Raw genomic sequence first — 15,196 nt, 5'->3', positions numbered from 1 at the left:
ATAATTGAATCCTATTTTCTGGGCATACCCAACATGCGCTCAGCAATAATATTGCGCTGTATCTCGTTCGTTCCCGCGTAAATCGGCCCTGATTGAGCAAACATGAAGCCGTCTAGCCAACCGCCCAAATCCGTAAGCTCCTGAGCCGTTTGAGGCTCTAGCTCAGCGCGAGCACCCAATAATTTCATCGCCGTTTCGTGGATCAGAAGATCCAACTCTGACCAGAATATCTTGTTGCAACTGGCCTCCGGACCAATGCTTCCGCCACCACACAACAGAGATGCCGTCTGATACGTTGAGAGTGCATAAGCCTCAGCATCCATGTAGCAGCGCAGGACCGCATCTTCTATCGTCGGATCCAGCACTTCGTTTCTGCGAGCGCGATAAAGTTCTATCAGTCGTTTTGCCGCCTGCTGAAAGCGCGCGGGGCTACGCAACATAAGGCCACGCTCAAAACCCGCAGTTGCCATGGCGATGCGCCAACCCTCGCCTTCGCCGCCAAGAAGGTTAAACGCAGGGACTCGAACCTCATCGAAAAAGATTTCGGCAAATCCAGGCAATCCGTTGAGCTGGGGAATCGGTCTTACCGTGATCCCCTCGGCATCAAGGGGCACCAAGATTTTAGAAAGGCCGTGATGGCGTTCTGAATCAGGATCGGTGCGGAACAGGCCAAAAACCCAGTCTGCGTACACAGCCCGGGTCGACCAAATTTTCTGCCCGCTAATGACAAAATCATCCCCATCCCTCACGGCCCGACAACGAATGGCCGCCATATCTGACCCAGCATTCGGCTCTGACCAACCCTGAGCCCAAATCTCATCACCCTTTGCCATGGCCGGAATAAACCGGGCCTTCTGTGCCTCAGTGCCATACTCCATCAAGGTTGGACCGAGCAAAAATATGCCATTTTGGTTAACTCTTAGAGGTGCGCCCGCTCGGTAGTATTCCTCTTCAAAAATTAACCACTGAAGCAAATCACAGCCTCGCCCACCAAACGCCTCTGGCCAGGTCACCATGCCCCAGTTTCCCTGAGCCAAAGTTCGCTCCCATTCGCGGTGCGCTTCAAAGCCCTCAGCGGTATCAAAAGAAGGTAGCGGTGTCTTGGGCACGTTCGCTGCCAACCACTTCCTCACTTCGTCCCGGAAAACAATTTGTTCCTCGGTGTAGCGTAAATCCATAGTCAGCTCTTATCCTGCTCTTTGTTTGCAGCCGCCATTGCCTTGGCATCAAAGCCACCCAGCTTGTCGCCTGACACGAGGTCGTTATGGGCATGGGAAAAATGATGCCAGGCAAACGCCGCTTCCATTCCCGAGCGCTTTCCCTGCAAGTCTTCTACATGGTTAATAGCCTGCTTGGTCAAGGCGAGCCCCAGGCGCGGCATGCCAGCGATTTTTTCAGCGAGCGCTGTGACATCTTCAATCAGTGCTTCTCGACTGCTGATCTGATTGACCATACCCATTTGCCAAGCCCGCTCAGCACCCATTTTGTTGCCGGTAAACAAGAACTCTTTTGCAATACGGGGGTTCAACTCATAGGGGTGCGCGAAATATTCCACGCCGGGAATACCCATTCGCACAACCGGATCTGAAAAATATGCGTCATCGGTTGCAACAATCAGATCGCAAATCCAAGCCAACATTAGCCCGCCAGCGATACAAGCGCCCTGCACTGCCGCAATGGTTGGCTTCGGTATATCCCGCCAGCGCCGGCACATTCCCAAGTAAGCCTCTGCCTCACGCACGTACAAAAACTCCCCGCCTTCCTTGTTGGCGTGGTCGTACCACATGGAAACGCGATCCTGGCTGAGATGCACATCCCTACCGGGAGTCCCAATATCATGCCCCGCCGAAAAATGCTTTCCCTCACCGCGCAGGACAATGACTTTAACCGCGTCATCGGCAACCGCCCGCTTAAAGGCATCGTCGAGTTCATAGGTCATGCGGCCATTTTGGGCGTTGTTGTACTTTGGACGATTCATGGCTATCCAAGCAATGCCGTTTTCAGCCGAGTAGGTCACGATATCGTGCTCTTCGACACTCGACGTGTTGTCTTCAGTCATGATTGTGTCTCCTCTGTCTGACGGATACCTGCAGGATTATTTTTGAGCTGTCGCGCCCGCGCATTGAGTGGATCTAATTGGCTCAACAGATCAAGCTGCTCATCAGAGGGCATCGTTGTTTCGCCAATATCGTCAGCCACGGCCAACTCAAAGCCCGTGTTGTCTTGCACCTCATCCAACCCCACGCCCGGATGCAACGTCACCACACGCATTTGTTTATTGGGGCCGTTAAAATCGAGAACACAAAGATTTGTGACGACTGTTCGGACATCAATATCAGAAAAGCTATATCCCCTTGGCAAACGGCCGTTGTTGTAGCCCACGGAACACACTACGTCGCACTCGCCCTCGACAAACACCCGGCGACTGTGGCTGGGCACAAAGAAGGAGTTGGCATGGGATATTGAGTTACCGGGAAAGCCTCTGACTCCAAGCAGCTGCACTTTTGGTGCTTGGTGGGTGCCTCCGAGGGCGGAAATATTGCTTTGGCCAAACCGATCAATCTGCGACGGACCCACCAAGGCATGTCGACGCCCACTCCAGACGTTGTCAAAAATCCGCGCAAATCCCATCCAGTTTTCATTAGCCTGTCCTTCATGGCTTTTAAGACCGCTGACGGCATTAGGCTGGGACAACACGTAAGACTGGCTGTCAGTCATCAATAGATCAGGATTTGAGGAGCGCATTGCCAAGCTCGCCGCCAACCTTGGCAGCAAACCTATTCCGGTAACGAGCACTTCACCCTCATCATCAAAAATACGGCTGGCGGCACACACCATTAATTCAGCTAGAGTAAATTGCATAAAATCGAACCTCAGTAGACTGGCAGTGGCAGCGACTGGATGGCCTCTAAACCGCCCACAGCACTTTGGTAGGACACCTCACTGTCACCCAGAAAAGCGTCGGCCCAAGCGCTGTAACCCCCCTCGTTTAGCAGCTCGCCATAACGCTTGAAGTGTCCAACGTCAAAGCCGTAGAGAGGATCACTCGAACTCGGATGCGCGCCACCGGGAGCATGAACGACGGCCTGAGTGCAATTGCGCTCCCAAAAGACGCGCCTCGCAATCTCGGGGTCGTGAAAATGCTGTGAAGGCACCACTTCGTCAACAGCGACAATAGTGTGTTTAGCAGCTCGTACAAATAAATCGTCCATGTAGTGATCGGGGCTGGCAATCTCACAAACGCCTCGGGCATCTGCTCTTGTCGCATGCACTAAAGCCACATCGGGCGTGAGGGCTGGCATCGCCACCCATTCCTTCTCATCGTAGGGGCTGTCAACCAGGGTCAGATCTGGGGCGTTCTTGAGCACATCTGTTCCCAAACCAATACGCGTCGGGATAAAAGGGCAACCCCAAGCACCGGCTCGCAACCCTAACAACAGCATACCCTCATCGATTTCCATGACCTCTATCGCACCGGATTCTCGGGCTTTACGAAAAGCCGGTTCCAAGGGCATAAAATCGAGGGATACGAAGGCATAGATGACCTTGCGTACCTTACCCGCCGCACACAGGAGCCCCACATCGGCACCCCCATAAGCAATCACCGTTAAATTTTTGACTGGCGATCGAAGCAGTTCACGGATTAGCGCCATGGGCTTGCGGCGCGGGCCCCAACCTCCAATTCCAATCGTCATACCATCTTCGATCACAGACACGGCTGCGCTGGCTGACACCAGTTTGTCCATGACAAGCTTCCTGTAAGAGAAAAACACTGAGAATTTAGTATCAAATTCGCCTCAATGAGTATCATCCCCCATTGAGACTATGACAGGGGTTAATCAGCCCTTTAGCGTGTCAGCTGTAAACTGCGTTCACGTAATTGGAGCCATCGATGACCACTGCACCCACTCAATTGCCCGGTACCATCCCCGCGCTTTTGTCGAGTCGGGCCGCCGCGACACCCGATAAACCCTTCATCGTCGACGGCACTGTGACACTCACCTACAGAGAAACCCAAGAACAAGCCAAAGCATTGGCCGCCTGGCTGCTAAACATGGGCTGCCAACTCGAAGATCGCGTCGCTATATGGGCGCCCAATTGCCAGCAATGGATCGTGGCAGCTTTGGGAGCACAGATGGTAGGCGCAACCGTCGTAACCCTGAACACACGCTACAAAGGCGGAGAAGCTGCCGACGTTTTGCAACGCAGCGGAGCACGATTTCTGTTTTCAGTAGAGCAGTTTTTGGACGTGAATTACCCTGCTTTACTGCAACCTTTTGAACTGACGGACTTAGTCACCACCGTGACTCTGCGGGTACATTCCCAATCGGACCACTTCGCTAATGTCCTCGAGGAAGGTCGAAATATCTTGAGCTCTCAACAGGGCGAGGCCGCACTCGCAGCCGCTGCTGCGCAGGTCACAGGCAACACCACTTCAGACATATTATTCACCTCAGGAACCACGGGGCAAGCCAAAGGCGTTGTCACGGATCACGGGCAAAACTTGCAGGCGTTTGCTGCCTTTGTTGATATTTTGGGGCTAGATACCGACGACCATTACTTGATCATTAACCCCTTCTTTCACAGCTTTGGCTATAAAGCGGGGTGGCTCGCGACAATGATCGCCGGAGCAACAGCTTATCCCCTTGCCGTGTTCGATGTGCCGTCAGTTATCGAACAGATTGAACAGCATTCCATCAACGTTATGCCGGGCCCACCCACATTGTTTCAATCATTAATGGCTCACAAAGATTTTGATCGCGACAAACTGAAAACCCTGACAAAAGCCACTACCGGTGCCGCCGTTATTCCCATGCAGCTCATTGAGGACATGTGGGAAAAACTTGGCTTAGAGACGGTTATCACCGCTTACGGGCTGTCTGAGACCTGCGGGTTGGTAACTATGTGTCGGCGGGGCGATGATGCCCACACGATCGCAACAACGTCGGGCCGCAGCATACCCAATATCGACGTCGCTATTTTCGATAACCAAGGCCATGCACTCGCTCCCATGGAGACCGGAGAGATCGTGGTGAAAGGCTTCAACGTCATGCGCGGTTATTTTGAAAATCCTCAGGCCACGGCAGAGACCATTGACCGCGAAGGCTGGCTGCATACAGGGGACATCGGGTTTCTGGACCCCGACGGAAATTTGCACATCACCGATCGACTAAAAGACATGTATATCTCTGGGGGGTTCAATTGCTACCCAGCTGAGATTGAGCAGCAACTTTGCCAACACCCTGCGATCGCACAAGCTGCCGTGGTTGGCGCCCCCGATCCGCGCATGGGTGAGGTAGGCGCCGCATTTGTTATAGCCAGTAGCCCAGGACCGATTGACGACCAAGAGCTTATCGCTTGGTGTCGTGACGTTATGGCCAATTATAAAGTTCCCCGGCATTTTTTTTGGATTGACACCCTCCCCCTCAATGCCACGGGGAAAGTTTTGAAAACTGAACTCAGAAAACAACTACATCTCAATAACGCATGACAGGAGCCTATCGATATGGCGATCAAAAGTTTGGGTTACATCGGGGTTAGCAGCCAGCTAACAGAGGCTTGGCGAGAATTTGCTTGTGACGTTATGGGTCTTGAGGACGTGAGCGCACGTTGCGACGCCCAAGCCGGTGAACTGTATTTCAAGATGGATGACCACCCCTATCGCCTGTTTATCTCCCCCGGGGACTCTGAAACCTTACAAGTTTGCGGTTGGGAGACGAATTCTGCACAGGGGTTACAAGAGGTAGCCGATGCGCTCACTCACGCCGGGGTTGATTTTACCTGGGGTGACGAGGCCCTCATCACACAAAGACGCGTGCAAAATTTATTGTGCTTTCAGGACCCATCAGGAAACCACCACGAAGCATTCTGGGGCGTGGTCTCTGATTTCAGACAATTTAACTCAGCTGCAGGGGTTCGTAACTTTGTCACGGGCAATCAAGGCATGGGACACATCGTGCTTCCCGCCCCTAACTTCGATGAGACAGCCGCTTTTTTAACTGATGTTTTGGGTTTCGGGCTCTCTGATCTCATGAAGCTGCGCTTCACCCCTGACCCCGATGAGCCGGTAACACGACTTTGGTTCATGCATTGTAATCAACGCCACCACAGCCTTGGCCTTTTTGAGATGCCCATGCCCGCGGGCTGCGTGCACATGATGCTAGAGGTTAATGACGTCGATGAAGTCGGGCGTTGCAACGATCGCCGGATCGCAGCTAATGTCAAACTAACAGGCACATTGGGTCGCCATGCCAACGACCACATGGTGTCTTTTTATATGCGCAGCCCCACGGGGTTTGATATTGAGATTGGTGCTGAGGGCCGCACGGTGGGAGATTGGAGCGCCTATCAAGTATTTGAGAGTACGGTGCCCAGCTTTTGGGGACACGATTTCAGCGTTGCCCAGCAGGACTGACCCTCCATACGGACTATCCATACGGACTAACCCTCCGTTTGGATAATCGGTTACCACATACGGGTGATGTAGGTTCGTGGCGCCTTTGTAAGGATGCCATATCGAACTACCCGCTGGGCCGGCCCAATGTGGTCAAACAATTAAAAATAGGGGAAACGCATGAGCAGCCATCAACCCGTCGTAACCGATCAAATTCTTGACCTTATCGAGAGTCGATCAGACGAACAGCGCGGCAACCGCAGGATGAGTAAAGAGGTCGTACAGGCGCTCAAGGACTGCGGCTTTTACACAATGATGCTGCCAAAAAAATGGGGCGGCCAAGAACAGCGACCGCAAGAATTTTTCCGCGAACAAATCCGAATTGCCGAAGCCGACATGAGTACGGCCTGGGCAAGCGGCATTATTGCGGTACACGCTTTCCAAATCGCGCTGATGTCTGAAGAAGCCCAGCGCGAAGTTTACGAGGCCGACCCCAACACACTGGTCAGTAGCTCTTACAACCCGGTGGGTGCCAAAGCGGCCAGCTGCGACGGCGGGTTCATGCTCAGCGGTCGATGGGGCTGGAGCTCCGGCTCCGAGCACTGCAGCTGGGCCCTACTGGGAGGGGTAATTCCCGGTGATGGCTATCGCACTTTTCTAGTACCTCGCGACCAGTACGACATCGAAGACACATGGAATGTGATGGGGCTTCAAGGTACGGGCTCCAACGACGTGGTCATTGACACTCCAATCTTCGTTCCTGACCACCGAACTCACAAACAGATGGACGGGTTCAATTGCGTCAATGACCAGGAAAATCCCGTTTACAACCTATCATGGGCGCAAACTTTTGTGAGGGTCGTGAACTCCTCCGCCATTGGGGCTCTGAAGAAGGCCCTGAAGATTTTTATCGAAACCCGAACCGCCTCCGCGACAAGCGATCCAACAAAGTTAGCCGGGGACGTGGAAACACAGACCCGTATCGCTCAAGTCATGAACACCATTGCAGAGCTCGAAGCGGTCATGTTTCATAACTTCGACAAAATGGAGAGCAGTGACTGGAAGCCATCAATCGAGGAACGCGTACTCTTTCGCTATCAGGCTTCCCTCGTCATCGACAAAGCCATTGACGCGATCGACACACTTTTTGACGTGGCGGGAGGACGCGCGGTATTTAACGGGCATCCACTGCAAAATCTTTGGCATGACATTCATATCGCGCGCTGTCATGTCGCAAACAACCCGACGGGATTTGCGCGCAATCTGGGTGCTATGCAACTCGGCATTGAAAATAAGGATGTCTTCGTTTAATGCCATCTAATCCCGCAAAGCCTCAATTCCTGGAGACTTCTCAGGGGTTATCGATCCATTACACGGATCATCACGCTACGGGCAGTGAACAGGGCACGCTGGTATTTATTCACGGCAGTGGCCCCGGGGCTAGCGGCTGGAGTAACTTCAAACACAATATCGCTGCCTTCCAAACCGCGGGCTACCGCTGTGTTGTTTATGACCAGTGGGGCTATGGCCAAACTGACAAGCCCACCGACATCGATCACACACTGGAATTTTTTGTCGATGGATTAGTTGCATTGCTCGATGCCCTCCGGCTGCATGGCATCACGTTAGTGGGCAATTCATTAGGTGGCGCTGTGGCATTGGGGCTGGCGCTGAAACACCCCGAACGGGTGCAAAAGCTGATACTCATGGCACCCGGTGGCATTGAGTCCAGAGAAGATTATTTCGCTATGGAAGGGATACAAACCATGGTGAAACACCCAATGGGTTCTCCGGAATTTACACGAGATGTCTTAGCTAAACTACTGACTTTATTGGTTTATGATGCAGATATTGTCGACGAGGAGCTGATTGACGAACGCTGGACTACACTCCAAACCCAAAACAGTCACGTGCTGGCCACAATGGCCATTCCTGACCTTAGTGGTCAGGTGAGCCAGCTAAACCACCCCATACTGGTATTTTGGGGTACCGAGGACAAATTCTGTCCCGCAAGTGGTGTCTGGAAAATGCTCAAAGGCGGCGGTCAGGTACAGGCGGAGTTGCTGAACCATTGCGGCCACTGGGTAATGACCGAATACCCTGAATTGTTTAATACCCGAAGCCTAGAGTTTCTGGCGACAACAACCCGTTACTAATACTCGGGCCCTGCCCTCACCAATACTAAAAGCGGTTGCAGAGTGCCACAGGTTTTCATTGACCTTTCTTTTCTCTGCGCTATCTTGAAGCGAGCGATGTTTAAGGCAGTTTTGACTCGATGACTCAAGCAAATCTAGAAGAATTGTCTCGCCTGCTAGGGCTGCTCTACGATGGTCACATCGAAGAGGACCCTTACAACGGCTTTTTGGCTGAAACACGGCGCTTAATAGGCAGTAACTTTGGCTCAATTACGATGCGTGAGCCCCATGGCGATGATGGTGGCCTGCTCTTCGTTTCCTCCGATGTTTTGCAAAAAACTTTTGTTGATGATCACGACAACCCCTACACCGATCGTCACTACACCTCCAACCTGATGACCAACCTCCCCTGGGGTCAGGTCGTGTGTCTCGATGAGTGCATTTCCTACAGCCAACTTGAGAACACCGACCTCTACCGCTTTTGCATGGCGCCGGTTGATATCCACCATATGGTGGGAGTAGATCTGCGAAACGCCAATGGCCAACGCTTCAGCGTGCGCTTTTGTCGACCGAAGGCTTCCGATAATTTCGGCGCAGAAGAGCGAGAATTTCTGGCGCTGCTCGCGCCCCATATTCAACGGGCTGTCGCCAACGGCATGCAACTGATTCAGTTGGACAAGGAGCGTCGCCTCTACAGCTCCACGATTACGCGACAGTCTGTCGGCGTGGTGACTCTCGATGAACGTGGCAAAGTCGTCACCCGGAACGTCGTCGCTGACAACATCATTCGCGAAAAAGATGGCCTGACTATCGTCAACGAACAAATTTACCTAGAGAGCTCTAGTGCCCGGGGAAAATTTAACGAGTTTATTGATGCCATCGTTAGTGCCCAACGCAATCAGGATACGGCGCCGACCAATGCCCTTGCCGTGGAGCGGCCCTCGGGGCGTCCAGACCTGGAAATACTGGTTAAGCCCATGATGATCGACAAAACGGTAGAGCCTGGGCACACCGCTCACATGACCGTATTCATTAACGAACCCGAGCGCAGCTACGAGATCGATACACGCATATTGATGTCGCTGTACAACCTCACAAAAGCGGAGGTGAATTTGGCCAAGCTACTTGCTGAGGGCGACAACCTAGATCAGGCCTCCGCGGAACTCGGCATTGCCAGAAATACGGCCCGAGCTCAGTTGCGTTCGATCTTCGCGAAAACCGGCGTTTCTCGCCAATCCATGCTGGTAAGTCTCATGCTAAAAAGCGTGGTCACCTACTCCTAACGCCCGAGGGCCGCTTGCTAGGCTCGGGCTAGCCCATGACACCCCGCGTCTCCAGCTGCTTTAAGTCGAGGATATGACCAGCGAAGGCTGCACTAGGCCCATTTAAAAAACGCAATTGCTGAGAGCAGCACAGCCACAACATAGCCCAAAAACCATCTACCTGTGGCCTTTGCGTGTCGTTCGCAAGCGAGCACCCTCGGATTATCAACAGTCGCCAGCAGGCGCTTGCGAGAGGGAGAGACCCAAAATAGAAAAGGAGCGAGGGAATGGTTTGAGACATCTAACTTCGCCCAAGTTTCGGGCTCGTGAATGGCCACGGCCCGGTAATAACGATACTCCGCGATGCTTGCTCGCAGCATCAGCAATAACCAGCCGATCAGTAGTACAACACTCAATATCGAATATATCGACATCTGTCACCGACTCCACTTGCCCTTCGTAATTTACGGTAAGCATCTTCCACGACGCAACGTAGTAAATCGTAATGCCTGCAAGCCTAGGCCTTGGCACCCACATTATCGGAACCCCAAAAAGCCCGCATCAAATCGACTTTGCCCTCTTCATTGAAACGGAAAACATCGATGATGTTAATTTGGATTTCCTCACCCGGTTGCCCCGCGATCACCTGAAACGGGAACGCCACTTCATTGCCCGCGAGTCTTGGTGCCCCGGTGAGAGTCGCCGCAACCACGCCGGTGACAGCGCCCGTATAAAATGACCGTAGCGCGTCTTGGCCGGTGCGCGCCTCCGTACCTACCGGATCCTCAACTGTCGCATCAGCGGCATATAAATCAAGAATCGCATCAACGTCATTGGTTACCAACGACTGAATATAAGTTTCACACACTCGCAGTGCTTGATCGTAAGTCATCTTGGAAACCCTCTGTTGTCTCTGTCTGTCGAATAAGCCCGCAACAAACGGGCCGTTACTATTGGATGGATGCACCTTTCGGGTACCTAGGGTGCCGTCGAACTGCCACCTGTTAGCAGACTGCTCAGACCTGCCATGAGAGGCTCGGGCTCATCCCTCAGGCTTAAAGCTCACGTCACGCTTTTCATTAAACGCGTCCCGAGCCTCTTGAGAATCTTTATAACTATAGGCTTCCAAAGTCATACCCTGCTCGCGACGATACTTAGCTTCAAGATCACCATCTTCAATACCGTTGAGTGCCTCCTTCGCAAGCTGCACCATAATGCTGCTCTTCGCTGCAATTTTCTCTGCGATTGCAGTGGCCTCAGCTAACAGGTCCCCCCGAGGGACGACCTTTTCCACAGCGCCCAACCGCCAAGCTTCCTGAGCATCGATGAGCTCACCTGTGAAATACATGTGACGTACCTTTTGCACGGGAAACATGCGCTGCAGATGAGCACCCCCACCCATAGCCCCACGGTCTACCTCAGGGACCCCAAAAGTGGCGCATTCAGAAGCTACAATAATATCGGCGGCGCCAGCAATTCCGATGCCACCACCAAGCACAAAGCCATGCAGGGCCACGATGACGGGCTTTGGATTTTTGTGAATGGCCTCAAAGGTATCGTAGTTACCCTTGTTGACCGGCACTATCATATCAGGGTGGGCACCTAACTCTTTGATGTCGACCCCCGCACAGAAGCCCCTACCCTCAGCACTTATAACAATGACATGCACATCGCCACGAAGTCCTAGCGCGCAAATTTCTGCCGCAATAGCCGCCCATTCACTGCTATCAAAAGCATTCACTGGCGGTTTGCTAAAAATGATATGTCCGATATTTGCCGCTACATGACTGGTAAATGCCGCCATTGAGCACCGTCCTCATTTAATCTGGGTGATTGCCACCGTTACGGTGTTGGTAAAGGGTTTGCAGCGTGCTGTCTGCCTCGGCCATGATGCCGCTGATCAACGCATCAACCGTGGGCAGATCGTCAATTAACCCCGCGACCTGCCCCGAGGGTAAGATGCCCTCCTCCGGGCGCCCATGCACCATCGCCTCTTGAATCATCATGGGCGCATTCGCCGCCATCAACGTTTGTCCTAACGATAATTCGCCACCACGACGCATGCGCCACGCAGACTTCAGCATGTCCCACAGTGAGCTGCCTGTCATTTTTGTAAAGGCCAGCCCGTTGCGCAATGCTCGCATCAGCAAGCCGATCTGACTCGCATCTATGAGCCGTGCCAAGTAACTGTTTGCAATCATTCGCTGGGGCAAGCCATCGAGGCGTGTACTCACCACAATCTGCTCGGGCGGTGTTTTTAGATAGACCGCCTTGGTCGCATCCGGAACGGGAGATTCTTGGGTTAACAAAAACCGGGTGCCCATGGCTACGCCCTGCGCCCCCATAGCCAGAGCAGCGATCAGCCCACCACCGTCGCGAAAACCGCCCGCCGCCGCAATCGGGACAGAGACTGCACCCCGCACCTGTCCCAGCAAAATACTGGTCGCGACAGATCCCGTATGACCACCGCCCTCACCGCCTTGGATAACCAAGGCATCGGCACCAAGCTCTACCGCCTTGACCGCATGCTTAAAAGCGCCCACGGTCGGAATGCAAACCACCCCCGCACGCTTGAGCTTTTCGACACTGGCAGCAGAAGGTGACCGGCTGTAACTGACAGCGCGAATTTGGTGCTCGATACAAAGATCAACAATGTCCTCGGCAAAGGGCACATACATATGAAAATTGACCCCAAAAGGCGCATCGGTTTGTGATTTTATCGTCAGGATGCCCTTTTCAATCTCGTCCAGAGTCATTACCGCACCTGCCAGAAATCCAAAGCCGCCAGCATTAGCCGTCGCGGCCACGAGGGTAGGATCCGCGACCCACCCCATGGCAGTCTGAATGATGGGATATCGGCAACCCAAAAGTTCTGTGAGCGGCGTTTGCATGAATCGTGTTGCGCTACTGTTAATTGGCGAGCACCTACCTTACTGGCGAGCTGGAAGGCAGGTCAACGGATGGCAAGGCCCTTTGATAGGCTAAAAAGACCATGACGAAGTCTCAATGACCCCCCAACATACAAGCGTTGCTAACCCTCAACCCTGCACTGGGACTCACCCTATGAGCCTATTCACACAACCCTACCACGACGCCGTTGCACAACTCACCGGCCCGGGGGCGCCGTTTGAAGTGGCATCTCAAAGCATAAATGGCCAGCCTTTGACGGCGTTTTTGCAGGCCCATAGGCTGCTGGGTGATTACTTGAACAAGGGACGCCAGCACACCGACAAACCCTTGTTGCAATACCAAGGTGAAACGTGGAGTTTTGACGATTTTTTCACCGCGGTTGATCGACTCAGTTCATGGATGATGACTGACATGGGTGTCACCGCCGGCACACCCATTGCCATAGCAATGCGTAATCGTCCGGAGTGGCTGATCGCTTTCGTCGCCATTATTAACGTCGGCGGTGTAGCCGTACCGCTAAACAGCTGGGGCAAACGGGCAGAGCTTGAACAAGGGCTTGAGGACAGTGCGGCTCAACTGCTAATTTGTGACTCCCCGAGATGGCAGTTTGTTCAGGAGAGTAATCGGGAAGTCCCAGCCCTCATTGTCGAGGGAGATGTACTGACAAACAACCAGCTCGACTTTCAAACTGTCATCGATACAAACCATCCTGACCCTATAACCCCACCCGTCGTTGATGCTCAGGATCCCGCTATTCTTTTGTTTACGTCGGGTACTTCTGGCCGCCCCAAGGGCGTCATGCTGTCGCACTTCAATTGCTGCCAAGCATTGATGAATTTGGAATTTATCGGTGCTGCGACCTACATGACAAATCAGGATGCTATGAACGCGCAACTCGCATCTTCGACGCCGCCTAAAACATTACTAGCGGTCCCCTTATTCCACATCAGCGGACTGTTCTCTCAGTTTATCGTCAATCTGCACCATGGTCGCAGCCTCTATCTGATGTACAAATGGGATGCGACCGAGGCATTGCAGCTAGTGCGGCGTGAGGGGATCACCGTTCTGATGGGCGCTCCGGTCATGATGATGGAGCTCCTTGGCAATCCTCAATTTACCAATAGCGATGCAAAACAGCTCACCAATATCAGCTCAGGAGGCGCAGCGACCCCCGAGGTGTTGTCGGAGCTCTATGCGACCAAGACGGCCACTGCCTTCCCTGGAGGTGGCTGGGGCATGACCGAGACACTAGGCACAGGGGCAGCTTTCACCGGCCATTTCTGCAGTCACCGCCCCAATGCGTCTGGATTCCCCTCTCCCATTATGGAATTTAGTTTTATTGATGAGGACGGTAAACCGGCAGCGCCGGGAGTGCCCGGGGAAATCAATGTTCGCTCGAGTGCTGCTATTCAGGGTTACCACACGGGGAGCAGCGAGGAATTCCATGAAGGCTGGCTCGCGACGGGTGACGTCGGCTACATCAGTGAAGAGGGCCTGCTCTATATCTGCGGGCGCGTCAAAGACATGATTATCCGCGGCGGTGAAAACATTTACCCCAGCGAAATCGAAGCCTGTCTCATGACACTTCCCTGCTGTGTTGATGCCGCGGTCGTTGGCAAGCCAGACCCCAAATGGGGGGAGCAAGTCGCCGCGGTTGTGCAGGTGCTGCCGGGCAGTGAAGCAGACAGCGAAACCGTTATTGAACATTGTCAGCAACAACTGGCAGCTTTCAAGGTGCCTGTGCAGGTTATCTTTACCGAAAAACCTCTACCCCGAAACGCATTACGCAAGCTGCTCAAAAATAAGATTATTGAAGAGTACTATCCCCAATGAGTGCACACGATGGCAGGCTACTCATCATATTTTACGATGAGGTACCGACGACCGAGGCAGTAAGCCTCGCACTCCTAGACCACACTGGGATCTCTTTTGCGGCGTTTGCCAAGAGGGATGACCACAGCGAGAAGGCCGCCATGTGGACACGCGACCCCTTGGGGTTCCTGCCCAGCGGGCGACTGGCCATTGACGCTGACCGCGAAACTATAGATGCGTTACTAACCTCGCCCCTCGCTACAAATTTGGGAGGGGTGGCTTACTTGTGTGAGGGAATCACCCCCCTAATGCCCGATCTGAACGTCGGCGAGCGATTCTCTGGAACTCTTCAGCTGTGCTGCTTTCAGCGTCGCGCAGACATCAACGCCGCGCAGCTACAACAATACTGGCTAGAGGAACATACCGGCGTAGCCTTGAGCACACAAAATACACTGGGCTACCGTCAGAACCGTGTGAGCCGCAGTGGAGAACCGCATTTCGACGGCATCGTTGAAGAATATTTTCCACCCGAGGCTAGCCATTCTATGGAGGCTTTTTTTGCCGACGGCGATAATGAAACTCGAATGTGGGAACACATCGAGAATCTCACAAAAAGCAGTGAGCGATTCCTGGACTTAGATCGCTCTGAGGTGATTCACCTCTCCGACACACGCATTATTTAA

15 protein-coding genes are annotated in these 15,196 nt (G+C 53.3%); 7 read left to right on the top strand and 8 right to left on the bottom strand.

Annotation, left to right across the window (positions count from 1 at the left end; all coding sequences use genetic code 11):
• Positions 1–11 precede the first annotated feature (11 nt).
• The 4 genes from ACMAZB_RS07150 to ACMAZB_RS07135 are packed head-to-tail and all read right to left on the bottom strand — an operon-like array spanning position 12 to position 3,746.
• A complete protein-coding gene (locus tag ACMAZB_RS07150; RefSeq protein ID WP_435219969.1) occupies positions 12–1,178 on the bottom strand; it encodes an acyl-CoA dehydrogenase family protein in 1,167 nt (388 codons plus the stop codon).
• A gap of 2 nt (positions 1,179–1,180) precedes the next feature.
• The gene (locus tag ACMAZB_RS07145; protein WP_435215675.1) at positions 1,181–2,059 is read right to left on the bottom strand and encodes an enoyl-CoA hydratase; all 879 of its coding nucleotides are present in this window, start codon (positions 2,057–2,059) and stop codon (positions 1,181–1,183) included.
• The gene (locus ACMAZB_RS07140) at positions 2,056–2,862 is read right to left on the bottom strand and encodes a CoA-transferase subunit beta (RefSeq protein WP_435219968.1); all 807 of its coding nucleotides are present in this window, start codon (positions 2,860–2,862) and stop codon (positions 2,056–2,058) included. The genes ACMAZB_RS07145 and ACMAZB_RS07140 overlap by 4 nt, the downstream gene beginning before the upstream one ends.
• An 11-nt stretch (positions 2,863–2,873) precedes the next feature.
• The gene (locus tag ACMAZB_RS07135; RefSeq protein WP_435219967.1) at positions 2,874–3,746 is read right to left on the bottom strand and encodes a CoA transferase subunit A; all 873 of its coding nucleotides are present in this window, start codon (positions 3,744–3,746) and stop codon (positions 2,874–2,876) included.
• A gap of 146 nt (positions 3,747–3,892) precedes the next feature.
• Here ACMAZB_RS07135 and ACMAZB_RS07130 point away from each other — a divergent pair, with 146 nt between their 5' ends.
• From ACMAZB_RS07130 to ACMAZB_RS07110, 5 genes are all read left to right on the top strand, one after another.
• The gene (locus ACMAZB_RS07130) at positions 3,893–5,491 is read left to right on the top strand and encodes a FadD3 family acyl-CoA ligase (RefSeq protein WP_435219966.1); all 1,599 of its coding nucleotides are present in this window, start codon (positions 3,893–3,895) and stop codon (positions 5,489–5,491) included.
• Positions 5,492–5,506: 15 nt separating this feature from the next.
• Positions 5,507–6,415, top strand: coding sequence for a VOC family protein (locus ACMAZB_RS07125; protein WP_435219965.1), 909 nt, complete (start codon positions 5,507–5,509; stop codon positions 6,413–6,415).
• Positions 6,416–6,574: 159 nt separating this feature from the next.
• Positions 6,575–7,705 (top strand): flavin-dependent monooxygenase, encoded by a 1,131-nt coding sequence (locus tag ACMAZB_RS07120; RefSeq protein ID WP_435215666.1) that lies wholly within the window; start codon positions 6,575–6,577, stop codon positions 7,703–7,705.
• Entirely contained in the window at positions 7,705–8,550 is an 846-nt protein-coding gene (locus ACMAZB_RS07115; RefSeq protein WP_435219964.1) for an alpha/beta fold hydrolase, read from the top strand. The genes ACMAZB_RS07120 and ACMAZB_RS07115 overlap by 1 nt, the downstream gene beginning before the upstream one ends.
• 119 nt (positions 8,551–8,669) lie before the next feature.
• Positions 8,670–9,812: a helix-turn-helix transcriptional regulator gene (locus ACMAZB_RS07110; RefSeq protein ID WP_435219963.1), complete on the top strand. Its 1,143-nt coding sequence runs from the start codon at positions 8,670–8,672 to the stop codon at positions 9,810–9,812.
• Between the two features lie 92 nt (positions 9,813–9,904).
• On the opposite strand, the gene ACMAZB_RS07105 is transcribed toward ACMAZB_RS07110, so the two are convergent.
• The 4 genes from ACMAZB_RS07105 to ACMAZB_RS07090 all read right to left on the bottom strand — a co-directional run bounded on the left by ACMAZB_RS07105 (position 9,905) and on the right by ACMAZB_RS07090 (position 12,682).
• On the bottom strand, positions 9,905–10,225 hold the full coding sequence (locus ACMAZB_RS07105) for a hypothetical protein (protein WP_435219962.1): 321 nt from the start codon (positions 10,223–10,225) through the stop codon (positions 9,905–9,907).
• An 83-nt stretch (positions 10,226–10,308) separates the two neighbouring features.
• Positions 10,309–10,683, bottom strand: a complete 375-nt coding sequence (locus ACMAZB_RS07100) for a nuclear transport factor 2 family protein (RefSeq protein ID WP_435215658.1) — start codon at positions 10,681–10,683, stop codon at positions 10,309–10,311.
• 150 nt (positions 10,684–10,833) lie between these two features.
• Entirely contained in the window at positions 10,834–11,595 is a 762-nt protein-coding gene (locus ACMAZB_RS07095; RefSeq protein ID WP_435219961.1) for an enoyl-CoA hydratase family protein, read from the bottom strand.
• A gap of 16 nt (positions 11,596–11,611) precedes the next feature.
• Positions 11,612–12,682 (bottom strand): NAD(P)H-dependent flavin oxidoreductase, encoded by a 1,071-nt coding sequence (locus tag ACMAZB_RS07090; RefSeq protein ID WP_435219960.1) that lies wholly within the window; start codon positions 12,680–12,682, stop codon positions 11,612–11,614.
• A gap of 172 nt (positions 12,683–12,854) precedes the next feature.
• On the opposite strand from ACMAZB_RS07090, the gene ACMAZB_RS07085 reads away from it, so the two are divergent.
• Both ACMAZB_RS07085 and ACMAZB_RS07080 read left to right on the top strand, forming a co-directional pair.
• The gene (locus ACMAZB_RS07085) at positions 12,855–14,534 is read left to right on the top strand and encodes a class I adenylate-forming enzyme family protein (RefSeq protein WP_435219959.1); all 1,680 of its coding nucleotides are present in this window, start codon (positions 12,855–12,857) and stop codon (positions 14,532–14,534) included.
• Positions 14,531–15,196 carry a hypothetical protein gene (locus ACMAZB_RS07080; protein WP_435219958.1) on the top strand — a complete coding sequence of 222 codons (666 nt, stop codon included), beginning with the start codon at positions 14,531–14,533 and terminating at the stop codon, positions 15,194–15,196. The genes ACMAZB_RS07085 and ACMAZB_RS07080 overlap by 4 nt, the downstream gene beginning before the upstream one ends.

Origin of the sequence: Luminiphilus sp. nBUS_07, assembly GCF_051201685.1 — a bacterium.
Lineage (GTDB): Bacteria > Pseudomonadota > Gammaproteobacteria > Pseudomonadales > Halieaceae > Luminiphilus.
This window is presented reverse-complemented; position numbering and strand designations above follow the sequence as displayed.

Excerpts from the sequence above, each read along its gene's own strand:
- ACMAZB_RS07115 (WP_435219964.1), top strand. The coding sequence starts at position 7,705 with ATGCCATCTAATCCCGCAAAGCCTCAATTCCTGGAGACTTCTCAGGGG.
- ACMAZB_RS07080 (WP_435219958.1), top strand. The coding sequence starts at position 14,531 with ATGAGTGCACACGATGGCAGGCTACTCATCATATTTTACGATGAGGTA.
- ACMAZB_RS07140 (WP_435219968.1), bottom strand. The coding sequence starts at position 2,862 with ATGCAATTTACTCTAGCTGAATTAATGGTGTGTGCCGCCAGCCGTATT.
- ACMAZB_RS07150 (WP_435219969.1), bottom strand. The coding sequence starts at position 1,178 with ATGGATTTACGCTACACCGAGGAACAAATTGTTTTCCGGGACGAAGTG.
- ACMAZB_RS07125 (WP_435219965.1), top strand. The coding sequence starts at position 5,507 with ATGGCGATCAAAAGTTTGGGTTACATCGGGGTTAGCAGCCAGCTAACA.
- ACMAZB_RS07120 (WP_435215666.1), top strand. The coding sequence starts at position 6,575 with ATGAGCAGCCATCAACCCGTCGTAACCGATCAAATTCTTGACCTTATC.
- ACMAZB_RS07095 (WP_435219961.1), bottom strand. The coding sequence starts at position 11,595 with ATGGCGGCATTTACCAGTCATGTAGCGGCAAATATCGGACATATCATT.
- ACMAZB_RS07130 (WP_435219966.1), top strand. The coding sequence starts at position 3,893 with ATGACCACTGCACCCACTCAATTGCCCGGTACCATCCCCGCGCTTTTG.
- ACMAZB_RS07110 (WP_435219963.1), top strand. The coding sequence starts at position 8,670 with ATGACTCAAGCAAATCTAGAAGAATTGTCTCGCCTGCTAGGGCTGCTC.
- ACMAZB_RS07090 (WP_435219960.1), bottom strand. The coding sequence starts at position 12,682 with ATGCAAACGCCGCTCACAGAACTTTTGGGTTGCCGATATCCCATCATT.
- ACMAZB_RS07105 (WP_435219962.1), bottom strand. The coding sequence starts at position 10,225 with ATGTCGATATATTCGATATTGAGTGTTGTACTACTGATCGGCTGGTTA.
- ACMAZB_RS07135 (WP_435219967.1), bottom strand. The coding sequence starts at position 3,746 with ATGGACAAACTGGTGTCAGCCAGCGCAGCCGTGTCTGTGATCGAAGAT.
- ACMAZB_RS07085 (WP_435219959.1), top strand. The coding sequence starts at position 12,855 with ATGAGCCTATTCACACAACCCTACCACGACGCCGTTGCACAACTCACC.
- ACMAZB_RS07145 (WP_435215675.1), bottom strand. The coding sequence starts at position 2,059 with ATGACTGAAGACAACACGTCGAGTGTCGAAGAGCACGATATCGTGACC.
- ACMAZB_RS07100 (WP_435215658.1), bottom strand. The coding sequence starts at position 10,683 with ATGACTTACGATCAAGCACTGCGAGTGTGTGAAACTTATATTCAGTCG.